12 protein-coding genes are annotated in these 15,696 nt (G+C 69.9%); 7 read left to right on the top strand and 5 right to left on the bottom strand.

Features of this window, described 5'->3' with window-relative positions; translation table 11 throughout:
• Positions 1 to 36 precede the first annotated feature (36 nt).
• Together ABD999_RS18755 and ABD999_RS18750 are read right to left on the bottom strand one after the other, a co-directional pair.
• On the bottom strand, positions 37 to 654 hold the full coding sequence (locus ABD999_RS18755) for a DUF4129 domain-containing protein (protein ID WP_148034223.1): 618 nt from the start codon (positions 652 to 654) through the stop codon (positions 37 to 39).
• Entirely contained in the window at positions 651 to 1,913 is a 1,263-nt protein-coding gene (locus tag ABD999_RS18750; protein ID WP_271276695.1) for a DUF3824 domain-containing protein, read from the bottom strand. Before ABD999_RS18750 ends, ABD999_RS18755 begins: the two co-directional genes overlap by 4 nt.
• Before the next feature lie 267 nt (positions 1,914 to 2,180).
• On the opposite strand from ABD999_RS18750, the gene mtrA reads away from it, so the two are divergent.
• The 6 genes from mtrA to ABD999_RS18720 all read left to right on the top strand — a co-directional run bounded on the left by mtrA (position 2,181) and on the right by ABD999_RS18720 (position 10,227).
• On the top strand, positions 2,181 to 2,858 hold the full coding sequence (mtrA, locus tag ABD999_RS18745) for an MtrAB system response regulator MtrA (RefSeq protein WP_090763607.1): 678 nt from the start codon (positions 2,181 to 2,183) through the stop codon (positions 2,856 to 2,858).
• A gap of 19 nt (positions 2,859 to 2,877) precedes the next feature.
• A complete protein-coding gene (gene mtrB / locus ABD999_RS18740) occupies positions 2,878 to 4,614 on the top strand; it encodes an MtrAB system histidine kinase MtrB (protein ID WP_345482810.1) in 1,737 nt (578 codons plus the stop codon).
• Positions 4,601 to 6,364, top strand: a complete 1,764-nt coding sequence (locus ABD999_RS18735) for an LpqB family beta-propeller domain-containing protein (RefSeq protein WP_148034220.1) — start codon at positions 4,601 to 4,603, stop codon at positions 6,362 to 6,364. Before mtrB ends, ABD999_RS18735 begins: the two co-directional genes overlap by 14 nt.
• Positions 6,365 to 7,261: 897 nt before the next feature.
• Positions 7,262 to 8,086: a phosphoribosyltransferase family protein gene (locus tag ABD999_RS18730; protein WP_271276697.1), complete on the top strand. Its 825-nt coding sequence runs from the start codon at positions 7,262 to 7,264 to the stop codon at positions 8,084 to 8,086.
• A 608-nt stretch (positions 8,087 to 8,694) separates the two neighbouring features.
• Positions 8,695 to 9,357, top strand: coding sequence for a ribosome hibernation-promoting factor, HPF/YfiA family (hpf, locus tag ABD999_RS18725; RefSeq protein ID WP_148034219.1), 663 nt, complete (start codon positions 8,695 to 8,697; stop codon positions 9,355 to 9,357).
• Positions 9,358 to 9,528: 171 nt separating this feature from the next.
• Positions 9,529 to 10,227: a response regulator gene (locus ABD999_RS18720; RefSeq protein ID WP_148034218.1), complete on the top strand. Its 699-nt coding sequence runs from the start codon at positions 9,529 to 9,531 to the stop codon at positions 10,225 to 10,227.
• Between the two features lie 85 nt (positions 10,228 to 10,312).
• Here ABD999_RS18720 and ABD999_RS18715 read toward each other — a convergent pair whose 3' ends face one another.
• Positions 10,313 to 11,527 (bottom strand): winged helix-turn-helix domain-containing protein, encoded by a 1,215-nt coding sequence (locus ABD999_RS18715; RefSeq protein ID WP_271276698.1) that lies wholly within the window; start codon positions 11,525 to 11,527, stop codon positions 10,313 to 10,315.
• A gap of 173 nt (positions 11,528 to 11,700) precedes the next feature.
• Positions 11,701 to 11,961: an HGxxPAAW family protein gene (locus ABD999_RS18710; protein ID WP_148034216.1), complete on the bottom strand. Its 261-nt coding sequence runs from the start codon at positions 11,959 to 11,961 to the stop codon at positions 11,701 to 11,703.
• A gap of 224 nt (positions 11,962 to 12,185) precedes the next feature.
• Here ABD999_RS18710 and secA point away from each other — a divergent pair, with 224 nt between their 5' ends.
• Positions 12,186 to 14,981: a preprotein translocase subunit SecA gene (secA, locus tag ABD999_RS18705; RefSeq protein WP_219543558.1), complete on the top strand. Its 2,796-nt coding sequence runs from the start codon at positions 12,186 to 12,188 to the stop codon at positions 14,979 to 14,981.
• Between the two features lie 326 nt (positions 14,982 to 15,307).
• Here secA and ABD999_RS18700 read toward each other — a convergent pair whose 3' ends face one another.
• Complete coding sequence (locus tag ABD999_RS18700) at positions 15,308 to 15,685, bottom strand: Rv3235 family protein (RefSeq protein ID WP_271276699.1); 378 nt, start codon at positions 15,683 to 15,685, stop codon at positions 15,308 to 15,310.
• Positions 15,686 to 15,696: the final 11 nt, after the last annotated feature.

Below are 15,696 nucleotides of genomic sequence, written 5' to 3'. Positions count from 1 at the left end.
CGGGGCGGTCGTGCGGGGGCGACGGGCGGGGAAGGGTCATGGGGTGGCTCCCAGGGCGGCCGGGCGGGCGGTCGCGAGGCGGGTGTCCAGCGTGCTCATGGACTCGTAGGCCGCGGGGGTGCCGCGGACGTCGCCGTAGGTGACGTCGTCGAAGGAGCGGGCCGCCGCCGCCAGGTCGGCGGCGAACGGCGGGAGCGCCCGGCCGGCCTCGGCGGCGAGCTCGGCGGCGGTGCGGCCCGGCATGCCGTCGACCAGGGCGCGCTCCTCCAGGTCGCGGGCGATGGCGCGCAGCCGCTCCTGGATCGCCTCCGTCCACCGGCCTTCGGCGGCGAGCCGCTCGGCGGCCTCACGGTGCTCGGCCGCCGTCAGCCGCCGGGTGTCGAACAGCTCGCCGGGAGCGGCGGCCCTGCGCCGGCCGGCGCGGCGGACCTGCCAGACGACCAGCGCCGCGACGCCCACGAGCAGCAGCAGGATGACGATCGCCGCCAGCACGCCGCCCGCGGTGCCGCCACCGGCCACCGTGTCGAGCAGGTCGTTGACGAACTGGAAGAACCAGCGCTGCAGCCGGTCGAACAGCGGCTCCCGAGCGTACTGAGGGTCGAGGAGCTCGCGCGCCGCACGCCCGGCGGCCTCGTCCCTGCCGATCGGGCTCACGACTTGGCGGAGTTGGACGGGTGCCACAGCTCGTCGGCCGTCGAATGCACCCAGCCCTGCCGTTGCTGCTCGATGGCCGCCGTCTGCAGGACGAGGTCGAAGGCCTCGCCCCGCATGCGGCGGTCCGCGTACAGGAGCCCGGCGACGCCCGCCTCGAACGGGTAGGTGATCATGGCGCCGAGCGTGCCGCCGACGGCGACCAGGATGGAACCGATCACGATCGTCGCCACCGACCCGCTGCCGACCAGCCCGATCACCATTCCGGCGATCATGAACGGCACCTGGAGGATGCTGGCGATCAGCCCGACCACCAGCGTGGTCAGGAACAGGATGCCGAGGACGCGCCAGAAGTCGCCGGTCACCAGGTTCCACGAGCGGCGCATCGCGTCGACAGGCCCCCTGCCCTCCAGCACCACGGCCGCGGGCGCGAAGGCGAAGCGCGTGCGGAAGAAGAACACGTACCCGATGTAGAGCACGATCATCAGCAGGAACAGCAGGAGCAGCCCGCCGGCCGCCTCGGGCGAGCCCCCGGCGACGGTGCCGAAGGCGACCACGAGCACCGCGGCCATGACGGCCACCGGGGCCAGCATGATGAGAGCCAGCAGCCCGACGACGCCGAACAGGGCGGGCAGCCGCCTCCTGGTCGTCTGCCACGCCTCCTGAGTGGTGATCTTGCCGCCGAACACGGCCCGGCCGAGGATGCGCGTCAGCACCCCGGTCAGCACCGTCACCGCGACGAAGCTGATCGCGTACGAGACGAAGGCGCTGACGTACTGGGCCCCGAGCATGCCGTAGGTGCCGGCCGGGTCCTCGGCCTGGAGGGCGGCGGGGTCGTTCATCAGCGGCGCGACGGCGCCGAACACGAAGCCCTGGCCGACGGCCAGCGGGATGGCGGCGAGCAGCGCCGCGACCGCCGACAGCCCGAGCACGGCCTTCGGGTTGGAGCGGATGAGCTTGATGGTGCCGTCGTAGATGTCGCCCAGAGCGAGCGGGCGCAGGGGGATGATGCCGGGCCGCAGCGCGGGCGGGTGGGGACCGTACCCGTAGGGCTGGCCCTGCGGGTAGGGGCCGTGGGGCGGCCCGTAAGACTGCTGCCCGCCGGACTGGGGGCCGGCTTCGTAGGGAGGAGGACCGGAAGGCGGCGGCTGCTCGCTGCCGGGGGCGGTCCACGGCGACGCCGGAGGCGCGCCGTAGGGCGGGGGCTGCTCCGCTGCCCAGCCCGAAGGCCTCTCTGACGCGGAACCGTGACCGTCTGACATATCCCAATCCTGGCACGCTGGGCGGCTGGGTGGCGTCGCGCCGTCGAGAAGACCGCATCTTGGCTCGCATTCCACGCGTTTCGGCGCGGCGGATCTCGTCCAGGGTGGCCGAAAGACCTTCCGTTACCGCAGACTGAAGAAAGCGGTCGCGGCGCGAGCCTGATACAGACCTTTCGCGGGACTCATGTCACACTCATGGGCCGAGCGGGGGTAACCTTCACCGACCGTGCAGGTATGTCCCAGAATGCGTAGAACGAATGAGGGGCCATGAAAGGTCGCGTGCTGGTCGTCGATGACGATGCCGCTCTCGCCGAGATGCTCGGCATCGTGTTGCGCGGAGAGGGCTTCGAACCATCCTTTGTCAGTGACGGCGACAAGGCGCTGGACGCGTTCCGCGACACGCGCCCCGATCTCGTCCTGCTCGACCTGATGCTGCCCGGCGCCGACGGCATCGACGTCGCCCGCCGGATCAGGGCGGAGTCCGGCGTGCCGATCGTCATGCTCACGGCCAAGAGCGACACCATCGACGTGGTGCTGGGGCTGGAGTCGGGCGCCGACGACTACATCGTCAAGCCCTTCAAGCCGAAGGAGCTGGTGGCCCGGGTGCGGGCCAGGCTGCGCCGCACCGACGAGCCGACCCCCGAGATCCTGCAGATCGGCGACATCACCATCGACGTGGCCGGACACTCGGTCAAGCGCGGCGACGAGACCATCAACCTCACCCCGCTCGAGTTCGACCTGCTCGTCGCCCTGGCCCGCAAGCCGCGCCAGGTCTTCACCCGCGAGGTCCTGCTGGAGCAGGTCTGGGGCTACCGCCACGCGGCCGACACCCGCCTGGTCAACGTGCACGTGCAGCGCCTCCGCGCCAAGATCGAGAAGGATCCCGAGCACCCCGAGATCGTGGTGACGGTCCGCGGCGTGGGCTACAAGGCCGGTCCCGCTTAGGGACCCGGCTCTCCCCGCCATGCCCCCGGCCAAGACGAGACGCACACGCCGCCGGACCCTCCGCCAGATACTCGGCGGGATCCGGCGGCGGGCTCGTCGTGCGGCGGGCAGGGCGCGCCGGCTGTGGCGGCGCTCGCTCCAGCTCCAGGTCGTCACCAGCACCCTGGTCATCTCGCTGATCGTCGTGGTGGTGCTCGGCATCTTCCTGTCCGACCAGATCAACAACTCGGTCATCGAGCGGCGGCAGCAGTCCGCCGCCAGCGAGGCCGCCGCCGACCGGCTGCAGATCGCCGACGCCCTCACCCGGCGCGAGGACGACCAGGCCAAGTCCTCCGATCCCGGCAAGAGCGTGCCGCCCGACCCGCTCGACGAGGTGATGGACAACATCATCGGCACCGGCAGGGACGGCTGGAAGAAGCGCTACGAGGTGCTGATACTCAACGTCGACGAGCCCGGCCGGTCGCGCGCGTCGGGCAACGTCAACGAGCAGAACATCCCCGAGGCGCTGCAGCAGATGCTGCGCCGCCAGGCCGAGAAGTTCATCGACAGGCCGCAGCGCTACACCGAGCCGATCAGGCTGCCCGGCGAGAGCCAGCACAGGCAGACCCTCGTCATCGGCGCCATCATCCACGTCAACGGCAGCTACGAGGTCTACCACTTCTTCCCGTTCGACGAGGAAGAGCAGATGCTGTCGAACGTCCGGCTGGCCATCGTCGTGGTCGGCTTCGGGCTGGTGCTGCTGCTCGCCGCCATCGCGTACCTCGTGGCCCGCCAGGTCGTCACGCCGGTCAGGCTCGCCCGCCAGGCCGCCGAGCGGCTGGCCGCCGGGAAGCTCGACGAGCGGCTCAAGGTGCGCGGCGAGGACGACCTGGCGAGGCTCGCGACCTCGTTCAACGAGATGGCCGCCAACCTGGCGCTCAAGATCCACCAGCTGGAGGAGCTGTCGCAGGTGCAGCGGCAGTTCGTCTCCGACGTCTCGCACGAGCTGCGCACCCCGCTCACCACCGTCCGCATGGCCGCCGACCTGCTGTACGACGCGCGCGAGGACTTCGAGCCGATGGCCTCGCGCTCGGCCGAGCTGATGCAGGCCCAGCTCGAACGGTTCGAGTCGATGCTGGCCGACCTGCTGGAGATCAGCCGGTACGACGCCGGCGCCGCCGACCTCGACCTCGACTCCGTCGACATCCGCGACGTGGTGCTGCGCGCCATCGCCGACTCCGAGGCGCTGGCCGAGCGCCACAGCACCCGCTTCGAGCTGCGGTTGCCCAACGAGCCGTGCATGGCCGAGGTCGACAACCGCCGGGTCGAGCGCATCCTGCGCAACCTGCTGTTCAACGCCATAGAGCACGGCGAGGGCCGCGACGTCGTGGTCACCGTCGGCGCCGACAGGGACGCGGTCGCGGTCGCGGTGCGCGACCACGGCATAGGGCTCAAACCCGGCGAGGACACGCTGGTGTTCGACCGGTTCTGGCGGGCCGACCCGTCGCGGGCCAGGACCATCGGCGGCACCGGGCTCGGCCTGGCGATCTCCCGCGAGGACGCCGGCCTGCACGGCGGCTGGCTGCAGGCGTGGGGCCAGCCGGGCGAGGGCTCGCAGTTCCGGCTCACCCTGCCCAGGAAGGCCGGCACCGACCTCAAGGGCTCCCCGCTGTCGCTGGTCCCGCCCGAGATCGAGATGCGCCGCACCTGGCGCGGCCAGATGACGCCGGTCCTGCTGCCGGCCACCGGAGACGGGGGCGGCCATGACGAGGATTAGGCGGCTGGGCGGCGCCGCCGCCTTCGCGTTCACCATGCTCCTGGCCGGCACCGGCTGCGCGGTCATCCCCGTGGGCGGGCCGTTCCCGGTGGACGACGCGGGCAGCGGCGACTCCGTCACCGTGCCGTTCCAGCGCATGCTCGCCGTCGCGCCGCAGCCCGACTGGGGGCCGCAGCAGGTCGTGGAGGGCCTGCTGGCCGCCATGGCCGCCTACGACGACGACCCCTCCGTGCTGCCCAAGTACCTGACCGAGGAGGCCAGGCGGGTCTGGAAGCCCGACGGCGCCATCACGGTGATCGACAACTCGTTCCGGTTCGGCGAGCTCGTCGAGAACAAGGAGAAGAACGAGACCGTCCTCTCCATCCAGGGCAACAAGATCGCGCAGATCAACGAGGACGACACGTACGTGCCGGTCGGCTCGTCGGACGACCCCAAGATCAACCGGCCGATCACCCTGGTCAAGGACGCCAACGGGGCCTTCAAGGTCAACGGGTTGCAGCAGGGCCTGCTGCTCACCGACGCCGACGTGCGGCGCGCGTACCGTCCCACCAACCTCTACTACCTCAACGGCAGCTCCGGCGCCGACCCGCAGCCCGACCGGCTGGTCGTCGACCGGCTGCGGCTGCGCGTCGACCCCGACAAGAGCTTCGCCCAGACCATCGTCGAGCGCCTCGCCGAAGGGCCGACCAGCGGGCTGCAGGGCGCGGTCGGCAACGAGTTCCCGGAGGGCGCCAGAGTGCGGTGGATCCGGTCCACCGAGGACCGGGTGGTGATCAACATGGGCGGCCCGTTCAACCCGCTCGACACCTACACACAGGGCCTGCAGGCCCAGCTCAGGGCCAGCCTGAGCAGCAACAACCTGGCCAACGGCCGCACCCTGGAGGTGCTGCTCGACGGCGAGCAGTTCTTCTCCTCCGGCCCGCTCACCGTGCCGGCCAACCTGCCGGAGAGCTGGCTGGGCAGCGAGGACAAGCAGGTGTTCTACAGCAGCGGCGGCGCGGTCTTCGTGCTGGGCAGCGACGGCGAGGGCCACCCCGTGACCGGCCCCGCCGGACAGCCCAGCCAGGGCTACACCGGCTTCGCCGTCTCCAAGGACCGCGACCGGATCGCCGCCAGGTCCGCGGCGGGCGGCATCTGGGTGACCCGGCACTCGCCCGACGGCCGCTGGCAGGAGTCCATCCCCGGCGCCGACCTCACCGACCCGTCCTGGCACCGCGACGGCAGCCTGTGGACGTTCGACCGGCAGAACGGCGAGGTCATCCGCTCCCACCCGGTCGTCGGCCGCGGGCCCGAACGCGTCGCCGCGCCCGCCCTCCAGGGGCTGAACGTCACCTCGCTGCGGATGGCGCGCAACGGGGTCCGCGTCGCGGTCGAGATCGGCGACAACCGGGTCCAGGTCGGCGCGCTCACGGGCGGCGGCGGCAACGCCATGCTGAGCAACTTCGAGACGCTGACCACGGTCTCGGGCGGCGACGAGATCGTGGACATCGCCTGGAGCGACGGCGGCCACCTCCTGGTCCTCGTCCAGACCAAGGCGGGCCAGGTCGTCAAGGAGATCAACGTCGGCGACGGGGAGACCACCCAGCTCCCGACCACCAGCAAGCGACTGGAGCGCCTGGCCGCCCTGGGCGACGCGATCCTGGCGACCACCGAGGACAGCAACGAGATCCTCGAATACAGCCGCGACAAACAAACCTGGACCCCGAAGCCCGCCACCGCCGTCGACCAGCCGATCTTCGCCCTGGGCTGACTTCGGGGGATCGCTCCGGCGGCTCTCGATTGGTTTGGCCGCCTCAACCACGAGCCGGAAGGTGCTTGGGGCGCGAGCCGGAGGTTTCTTGGGGCGCGGGCGTGAAGTTTCCTGGAGCGTGAGCGGAAGTCCTTTGGTGCGGCGCGAAGCTTCTTGCGGCGCGAGCCGGGCGTCTCTTGCGGGCGCGGATGCGAAGCTTTGTGGGGCGCCAGCTGGACGTCTCTCGCGGGCGCGGGCGCGATGCTTTGTGGGGCGTTAGCGGGAAGTCTTTCGGGGGCGCGGGCGTGAAGCTTCCTGGGGCGCAGCTGGACGTCTCTCGCGGGCGCGGGTGCGAAGCCTTGTGGGGCGTGAGCCGGATGTCTTTTGGGGCGTGGGCGTGAAGCTTCTTGGGGCGTGCGCCGGGCGTCTCTTGCGGGCGCGGGTGCGAAGCTTCCTGGGGCGCGAGCCCGAATTTCTCGCGGCGCGAGCGCAGAGGCACGCGCCTCTCTTGATCTTTTCTGTGCGGGCCCGAGGGACGCACGCTCGGTCAGCGTCTTGGGTTCAAACGAAAGATCCAAAAGCGAAAATCCTTTTGGGAACCCCCTCGGGCTGGGCGCCGATAGGCGTGCCTGACGGCCCGCTCAGCTCGCCGTAGTTCCGTAGAGAGTCTCGTGACAGGTGGCGTCTCTGGGTGCTTGTTCGGCTACCGAAAGTGTCGGTGGGCGACGGCATGCTGGGGCCGTGTTCGCCGGTCTGCTTGATGTCGTGCTGCCGCAGCCCTGTCTTGGCTGTGGCGCTCCGGGGGTGCGTCTGTGCGAGGAGTGTCTGGCGGGTGTGGTGGTGCCCTCTCGCCGGATGCCCGCGCCGTGTCCCGATGGGCTTCCCGTGTGCTGGTCCGCTTCTCCGTACGGGGGCGTGGTGCGCAAGGCCGTCATCGCCTACAAGGAACGGGGTGAGGCGGCCCTGGCGGCGGCCCTCGCCGACCTTCTGGCCTTCGCCCTCGTGGCGGCCCTCCGGTCGCCGCAGGAGGGCGCTGAGGGCGCTGTGGAGAGGTTTCGTGGACGGGGGAGCGCTCGGTCGTCGGTGGGGCTTCGTGGGGTGGGGGAGTGCGGGCTTCTTCTGGGAGGGGAGGGGGTGATCGTGGTGCCGGTGCCCAGTGGGCGGGCGGCCGTCAAGGGGCGGGGTCACGACCACGTGGGCGCGCTGGCGGAGCGGGTGGTGCGCCGGCTGCGCGGACGGGGGATGGCCGTCACGCTCTGGCCCGCGCTGCGGCAGCGCCGGAAGGTGGCCGACCAGTCGGGCCTGAGCTCCGCCGACCGGGTGTCGAACCTGGCCGGGTCCTTCTCCGTATCTGAGAGCGCTGTCCGCGATCTCGAAGTCGCAGGGAGAGGAGGGGTCCACGATCTGTGGGCCGCAGGGAGAGGAGGTGCCCTCGATCTGTCGGTCGCAGGAGGAGGACGTGCCCACGATCTGTCGGTCGCAGAGAGAGGAGGTGTCCATGATCTGCGGGTCGCAGGGAGGGGTGGTGTCCGCGTACGTGGGAGTTCCGCAGGCTTCGTGCGGAGGGCCGGGGGTGTGTTCGATCGTGCCCGGGTGGTCGTCGTGGACGATGTCGTCACGACGGGAGCCACGCTCGCGGACGCCGCGAGGGCGCTGCGGGCGGTGGGGGCGACGGTGCCGCTGGCCGTCACCGTCGCCGCGACACGCCGGATCTCACGAAATGGTCACGGTGACAGTCAGTAAAGAAAGGCCCAGGTGTGTTGCCTTCCGGAGGGCCACATGTCCGTAGCGGGAAGCGCCAGGTGAGGCAGCTCAGAAGGCTTGCCGCCCTGTCCTGTAAGGGGTGCCGTGGGACCAAACGGGGCATTCAGCCGGCCCGTAACCCCGCGCGAAAATCACGGAAAGTGATCCTTTGGAGCTTCCTCCGGCTGACATTCGCCGCCGATCCGGATAGCGTTCTGAACATGGCACCCGTTCGGGTCCGTGGTTGCGCAGAGCCGGGGCTCCCGGCTCCGCTAGCCGATGCCAGCCGCAGGCGAAACGGCCCACGTAAGGCGACTTTTCGTCGTCCGATCACGGTGCGGCTTAGGGGTAAGTCCTGCCTCCCCGGGGGTCCAGATGTCCCCCGCCAGGAGAGAAGGGCGGTAGTGGCATCAGAGCTGCGAAACCCTCAGCAGGCGGATGTGGGGTCGAAGACCAGGTCGGCCGGACGGGTGCCACCCGCGTTCCCGGTGACGAGGCGTCGGAGGAGGGTAACCCTGAAGGACAGGCGGACAGCAGAAAACCCTGCCCGGCACCACGCGAGTCGTCGGGCGCTCTATCTCAGTCGTTAGACGAAGGGGGGCTGTTGCATGGACATCATCGTCAAGGGCCGGCACACGGGAGTGAGTGATCGGTTCCGAGACCAGGTGACAACCAAGCTGGCCAGGATCGAGCGTCTGGACAACAAACTCATCCGAGTCGATGTGGAGGTGTCGAAGGAGCGCAACGTGCGCGCGGCCGACCAGCGAGAGCGGGTCGAGCTGACCATTCACACCCGCGGCCCCGCCATCCGCGCGGAGGCCAGCGCCGACGACCGTTTCGCCGCTCTGGACATCGCGATGGACAAGCTGGAGGGCCGCCTCAGGCGGCTGGCCGACCGGCGCAAGATCCATCACGGCAACCACAAGCAGCCGTCCATGGCGGAGATCACCGCCACGATGCCCGACCTGGCCGCGCCCGCGCCGTCCAAGGTCGAGCCCGCCCGCGAGGAGGCCGAGCCCGAGGAGGATCGGCTGCCGGAAGACAAGCAGTACGACGACATCGTCCCCATCCAGATGGACGGCGAAGGCCCTCTGATCGTCCGGGAGAAGCACCACAAAGCAGAGCCCATGACCATCGACCAGGCCCTCCTCGAGATGGAGCTGGTCGGACACGACTTCTATCTGTTCCGTGACAAGGAGAGCGGCCTGCCATCCGTCGTCTACAACCGGCGTGGGTACAACTACGGTGTGCTGCGGCTCGTAGAGCCCTGACGGCCGCCGGAAAGATCTTCTCGACCACCCGAGAACCGCGGCACACGTGCGATCATGGCGGTTCGACGGCTCTGGCCCCCGACGAGGAGGAGACGTGAGCGAGCTCAGTCAGGCGAGGACGAGCGAGCGAACCGGAGACACGACGGTCGCGAGGCGCATCAAGGAGGCCTTGTGACGGAGTCCGGCGAGGCGCGCCCCTCCGGCGGCGAGCCGATCCGCGTGCTGATCGTGGACGATCACGAGCTGATCAGGCGCAGCCTGGCCCTGGCGCTGGCCGCGGAGCCTGACATCGAGGTGGTCGGGGAAGCGAGCGACGGTCAGGAGGCGGTCGAGCTGGCCGATCGCCTCATGCCCGACGTGGCGTTGATGGATGTGCGCATGCCGCGGCAGGACGGCATCGAGGCGACCAAGGGCATCAAGGCCTCGGTGCCGAGCACCCGCATCATCATGCTGACGGTGAGCGACGAGGAAGAAGACCTCTTCGAGGCCATCAAGGCCGGCGCGACCGGCTACCTCCTCAAGGACGTCCAGATCAACGACGTGCCCGCGGCGGTCCGCGGCGTCCACGAGGGGCAGTCGCTGATCAACCCGGCCATGGCGGCCAAGCTCATCAACGAGTTCGCCAGCATGAGCCGCAAGGAGACCGAACGCCCGCCGCAGGTGCCGGTCCCGCGGCTGACGGAGCGCGAGATGGAGGTCCTGCGGCTCGTCGCCAAGGGCATGAACAACCGGGAGATCGCCAAGCAGCTGTTCATCTCCGAGAACACGGTGAAGAACCACGTCCGCAACATCCTGGACAAGCTGCAACTGCACTCGCGCATGGAGGCCGTGGTGTACGCGGTCCGCGAGCGCATGCTGGAAATCACCTGATCCGCCCTAGCCCCGCCCGCCCCTCCCCCTGAGGGAGGGCGGGCCAAGGCGGCGGCGGGCCCAGCGGCTCGCTGACCTGGTCAAGTCAGCGGGCCAGGGTCGTGTTGAGTGCCTCGGCGAGCTCGGGTGGGTCGGCGCGTTCGACGCGTACGGTGTCGCAGCCGACCCAGGTGGCGGCCGACCGGAGCGCGTCGCCCATCGCCTCGACCCAGCGGGCGCTGGTCAGGCCCGGCTCCAGGCTGACCTTCCTGGCCACCAGCGTGGTGCCCTCGCGCGCCGGGTCCACCCTGCCGATCAGGCGGCCGCCGGCCAGCACCGGCATCGTGAAGTAGCCGTGGACCCGCTTGTGCTTCGGCACGTACAGCTCAAGCTGGTAGGCGAAGCCGAAGACGCGCTCGGTGCGGCCGCGGTGCCAGATCAGCGAGTCGAACGGCGAGACCAGGGTCGTGCGGTGGCGTCCGCGCGGCTCCGACTCCAGCGCGGCCGGGTCGGCCCAGGCGTTGGGCACGGATCCGGGCGCCGAGCCGTTGCGGCCGGCCCTGGCGGCGGGCCAGTCGGCGACGCGCACCGGCGTCAGCCCGGCGGCGCCGCTCGCGAGGGCCTCGTCGAGGATCGCGGCGGAGCGCCCCTTGAGGCGGAGGAAGTCGATCAGGTCGGCCCGCGTGGCGACCCCGAGTGACCGGCCCGCGATGCCCGCGAGCCGCACGACGCACTCCTCGTCGGTGAGGTCCTCGGCCAGCAGGCCGGCGGGCACCACGCGCTCGGCCAGGTCGTAGACCCTGCGCCAGCCCACCCGGCGGGTGCAGACCACCTCGCCGATGTCGAGCAGCCACTCCAGGCCGATCTTGGAGTCGGACCAGTCCCACCACGGGCCGCCGTTCTTGGCCCCGCCGACGTCGGCGGTGGTGAGCGGGCCGTGGTCGCGCACCTGCTGGAGCAGCTTGTCGACGCTGTCGGGCACCTCGTGCCAGCGGAAGCGGCGCTCGCGGTAGGCGCGCCGCCGGAACGCGAAAAGGGGCCAGTTCTCGATCGGCAGGATGCAGGCGGCGTGGCACCAGTATTCGAAGCTGCGGGCAGGGGCGTCCCAGTAGGCCTGCTCGACGGCGGGCCTGCCCACGGCGCCGAGCCGGGCGTAGGCGACGAGCTCGTGGGAGCGGGCGAGCACCGAGATGGTGTCGAGCTGGACGGCGCCGAGCCTGCGGAGCATGCCCTGCACCCCGCCCTGACGGCCGTCGGAGCCGAGCAGCCCCTGGGCGCGCAGGATGAGCCGGCGCGCCTCGTCGGCGGTCAGTTCGGTCATGTTCGCGATTCCGTACGGGGGAGCATGGCCGGAATGCTAGCCGCGGCCACTGACAGAACGGGGCCCGGGAATTACCGTCAGCGGGCCCGCGTTCATCATGGGACGAACCCGTCGCCGTCGGGGGTGCTTCTCGGAGGGGCCGCCTCGACGGTGCCCGCTCCGAGGGGGAAACGTCAGCGGTGGTCTTCGGCGTTCAGCCCCACCCGGGGTGCGTCGATCACCACATCGGTGAAGATGTCGAACACGAGGGCGAGGATGCCGCCCACCACGAACAGGCCGACGCCGATCCAGACGACCATCCAGTTCTCCATGGTCAGGCCGAATCCGGCGACGACGCTGCCGAGCAGCATCACCGTCACGGCCAGCCATGAGGACGCGCGGCCGCCGTGGCTACCGAGATTCTCGGTCTGCTCCGACTTCTGTCCCTCAACCATGACAAATCCCTCCTTGCCCGGATATCCCGGTTATCGGGGCGAACCGGCCTTTGACCGGCGTACTATCAGCCCGCCTGACATTCTCCCAGACATGTCCTGCGCCCTTGTCGGCACGGTGGCTGTGTCTGGTTGGAGAACCGCCTACGATGGCAGCGGGGAAGTTTGTCTCGGCCTCTCCTCCTGGCGGCGCCGCCGGGGTAGACCTGCGAGGAGCTTTACATAAAGTGGCAGCCATTCTCGACAAGATCCTACGTGCCGGCGAGGGCAAGACTCTGCGTAAGCTCAAGCGGATCGCAGACCAGGTCAACTCCATCGAGGACGACTTCACGAGCCTGTCCGACGCGGAGTTGCGCGCCCTGACGGACGAGTTCAAGCAGCGCCATGCCGATGGCGAGTCGCTCGACGACCTGCTTCCCGAAGCGTTCGCCACCGTACGCGAGGCCGCGCGCCGCGTGCTCGGTCAGCGCCACTTCGACGTGCAGATCATGGGCGGCGCCAATCTCCACATGGGCAACATCTCGGAGATGAAGACCGGTGAGGGCAAGACCCTCACCTGCACCCTCCCCGCCTATCTCAACGCGCTGTCCGGCAAGGGCGTCCACGTCGTCACGGTCAACGACTACCTGGCCAAGCGCGACGCCGAGAACATGGGCCGCGTCCACCGCTTCCTCGGTCTCGAGGTCGGGGTGATCCTGTCCGGCCAGGCGCCCGACGAGCGCCGCAAGCAGTACTTCGCCGACATCACCTACGGCACCAACAACGAGTTCGGCTTCGACTACCTGCGCGACAACATGGCGTGGGGGCTCGACGAGTGCGTGCAGCGCGGCCACAACTACGCCGTCGTCGACGAGGTCGACTCGATCCTCATCGACGAGGCCAGGACCCCGCTGATCATCTCCGGCCCGGGCGAGCAGTCCGGGAAGTGGTACCAGGAGTTCGCCAAGATCGTCCCGCGGCTCCGCCGCGGCGTCGAGGCGAAGAACCCCGGCGAGGAGAGCACCGGCGACTACATCGTCGACGAGAAGAAGCGCACGGTCGGCATCCTCGAGTCCGGCGTCGAGAAGGTCGAGGACTGGCTCGGCATCGACAACCTCTACAAGGCCGAGCACACCCACCTGGTCGGCTTCCTGAACAACGCCCTGAAGGCCAAGGAGCTGTTCAAGAAGGACAAGGACTACATCGTCACCGACGGCGAGGTCCTCATCGTCGACGAGTTCACCGGCCGCGTCCTCCACGGCCGCCGCTACAACGAGGGCATGCACCAGGCCATCGAGGCCAAAGAAGGCGTGAAGATCAAGGACGAGAACCAGACTCTCGCCACGATCACCCTGCAGAACTACTTCCGCCTCTACACCAAGCTCGCCGGCATGACCGGCACGGCGACCACCGAGGCCAACGAGTTCCACCAGACCTACAAGCTCGGCGTGGTCCCCATCCCGACCAACCGGCCGATGGTCCGCAAGGACCAGGCCGACGTCGTCTACAAGACCGAGGACGCCAAGTTCAACGCGGTGGTCGACGACATCAAGGAGCGCCACGAGCACGGCCAGCCCGTCCTCGTCGGCACCACCTCGGTCGAGAAGTCGGAGCGGCTGTCCAAGGCGCTCAGGCGCCGAGGCGTCACGCACGAGGTCCTCAACGCGAAGAACCACGCGCGTGAGGCGTCGATCATCGCCGAGGCGGGCCGCAAGGGCGCCGTCACCGTCGCCACCAACATGGCCGGTCGAGGCACCGACATCATGCTCGGCGGCAACCCCGAGTTCCGCGCCGACCAGGAGCTGCGCCAGCGCGGTCTCGACCCGGTCGAGACGCCCGAGGAATACGAGAAGGCCTACCCCGAGGCGCTGGAGAAGGCCAAGGCCGCGGTGAAGGCCGAGCACGACGAGGTCACCGAGCTGGGCGGCCTCTACGTGCTGGGCACCGAGCGCCACGAGTCGCGCCGCATCGACAACCAGCTCCGCGGTCGCTCCGGCCGCCAGGGCGACCCGGGCGAGTCCCGCTTCTACCTGTCGCTCGGCGACGACCTGATGCGCCTGTTCAACTCGGTCAGGGTCGAGGCGATCATGACGCGCCTCAACATCCCCGACGAGCAGCCGATCGAGTCCGGCATCGTCTCCAAGGCCATCGCCTCCGCCCAGCACCAGGTCGAGCAGCAGAACTTCGAGATCCGCAAGGAAGTTCTCAAGTACGACGAGGTGATGAACCGCCAGCGCAAGGTGATCTACGCCGAGCGCCGGCGCGTGCTGGAGGGCGCCGACCTGCACGAGCAGGTGCGCGGCTTCATCGGCAACGTCGTCGACGGCTACGTCGACGGCGCCACCTCCGACGGGTTCTCCGAGGAGTGGGACCTCGAGAAGCTGTGGAAGGCGTTCGCCGGCCTCTACCCGATCTCCGTCAAGCTTGAGGACCTCCTGGAGGAGGCCGGTGGTCAGGAGAACGTCACCGACGACCTGATCAGGGAGCGGGTCAAGGCCGACGCGCTGGAGGCGTACGCCAGGCGCGAGGAGGAGTGGGGCGCCGAGGCGACCCGCGACCTCGAGCGGCGCGTCATCCTGTCCGTCCTCGACCGCAAGTGGCGCGAGCACCTCTACGAGATGGACTACCTGCGCGAGGGCATCGGCATGCGGGCCTACGCGCAGAAGGATCCGCAGATCGAGTACCAGCGCGAGGGCTTCGAGATGTTCAACGCGATGCTCGAGGGCATCAAGGAGGACTCCGTAGGCTTCCTGTTCAACCTGGAGGTGGAGGTTCAGGAGAACCCCATCGTCGAGGAGCAGGAAGACCCGGTGCTGGCCGAGACGCGCTCCATCATCGCGCGCGGCCTCCGCGGTCCCGACCGCCCGGCGGAGCTGGAGTACACCGCTCCCGGCGAGCAGGGCGACGTGGAGCACACCCGCGTCCGCACCACCTCGGCCGAGCGCGCCGCCTACGGCAACGTCGAGCGCAACGCCCCCTGCCCGTGCGGCTCGGGCAAGAAGTACAAGCGCTGCCACGGCGACCCGAAGAACGCCGGCAACTGACGCGTGACACAAGGACCCCTCGCCCGGCGGACGGGCGGGGGGTCCTCGTGCGTCCGGCTCAGAGGTGGGTGGTGGAGGATTCCGAAACCCGCCGCACGATCAGGGTGGAGCAGCCGGTCTTCAGCGTGAGGAACGTCCGGTGGCTGTCGGAGGCGTCGGGCCGCCCATCCCCGGAACACCCTGCTCACCCTGAGGTCCGGCGGGACCCGTCGCACCCTGGGGCCCCGTCTGGTTCCAGGTGAGCTCCGTCTCGCGGGGCACGAACCGCGCTGCCCCGCGACACGATCTCCTGGGCGACTGGGAGCTCGGTTGGAGCCGGCTTGCCGTCAGGCGGTCTCGAAGTCCGTGCAGAGCCACTGCACGCCCCTGCGTTCCAGGCGCAGGGCCAGGACGCGGTCGCGCTCGCCGCAGTGGACCAGGAGGCACATCTCCACCACGCCGTCGCTGGGCTCCTTGACGTGGGGGACGCCGACGAAGGGCGGGCGACGGGTGTCGAGCATGCGACCGGCCCGTACGAGCTCGCGGTAGGCCTGGTCGGTGAGGCGGTCGGCGACCGTCTCCGGGGGCCGGCGGCCGGAGAGGACCTCGGCGAGCGCCTGGCCGAGGTGGCGCAGCCGGCGCTCGTCCGGGAGCGCGCCGGGCGGGCCCCAGACAAGGGGCGTGTCGAGCGCGAGCGAGCCGTGGACGTGGGGAGAGGGCGACATCGGGAGCCTCC

The sequence above is a fragment of the Nonomuraea ferruginea genome (assembly GCF_039540635.1).
Taxonomy (GTDB): Bacteria; Actinomycetota; Actinomycetes; order Streptosporangiales; family Streptosporangiaceae; genus Nonomuraea; species Nonomuraea ferruginea.
Note: the sequence above shows the minus strand (reverse complement) of the source record. Positions and strands in the feature narration are given on the sequence as shown.

Excerpts from the sequence above, each read along its gene's own strand:
- ABD999_RS18750 (WP_271276695.1), bottom strand. The coding sequence starts at position 1,913 with ATGTCAGACGGTCACGGTTCCGCGTCAGAGAGGCCTTCGGGCTGGGCA.
- mtrA (WP_090763607.1), top strand. The coding sequence starts at position 2,181 with ATGAAAGGTCGCGTGCTGGTCGTCGATGACGATGCCGCTCTCGCCGAG.
- mtrB (WP_345482810.1), top strand. The coding sequence starts at position 2,878 with ATGCCCCCGGCCAAGACGAGACGCACACGCCGCCGGACCCTCCGCCAG.
- ABD999_RS18735 (WP_148034220.1), top strand. The coding sequence starts at position 4,601 with ATGACGAGGATTAGGCGGCTGGGCGGCGCCGCCGCCTTCGCGTTCACC.
- hpf (WP_148034219.1), top strand. The coding sequence starts at position 8,695 with ATGGACATCATCGTCAAGGGCCGGCACACGGGAGTGAGTGATCGGTTC.
- ABD999_RS18715 (WP_271276698.1), bottom strand. The coding sequence starts at position 11,527 with ATGACCGAACTGACCGCCGACGAGGCGCGCCGGCTCATCCTGCGCGCC.
- ABD999_RS18710 (WP_148034216.1), bottom strand. The coding sequence starts at position 11,961 with ATGGTTGAGGGACAGAAGTCGGAGCAGACCGAGAATCTCGGTAGCCAC.
- ABD999_RS18700 (WP_271276699.1), bottom strand. The coding sequence starts at position 15,685 with ATGTCGCCCTCTCCCCACGTCCACGGCTCGCTCGCGCTCGACACGCCC.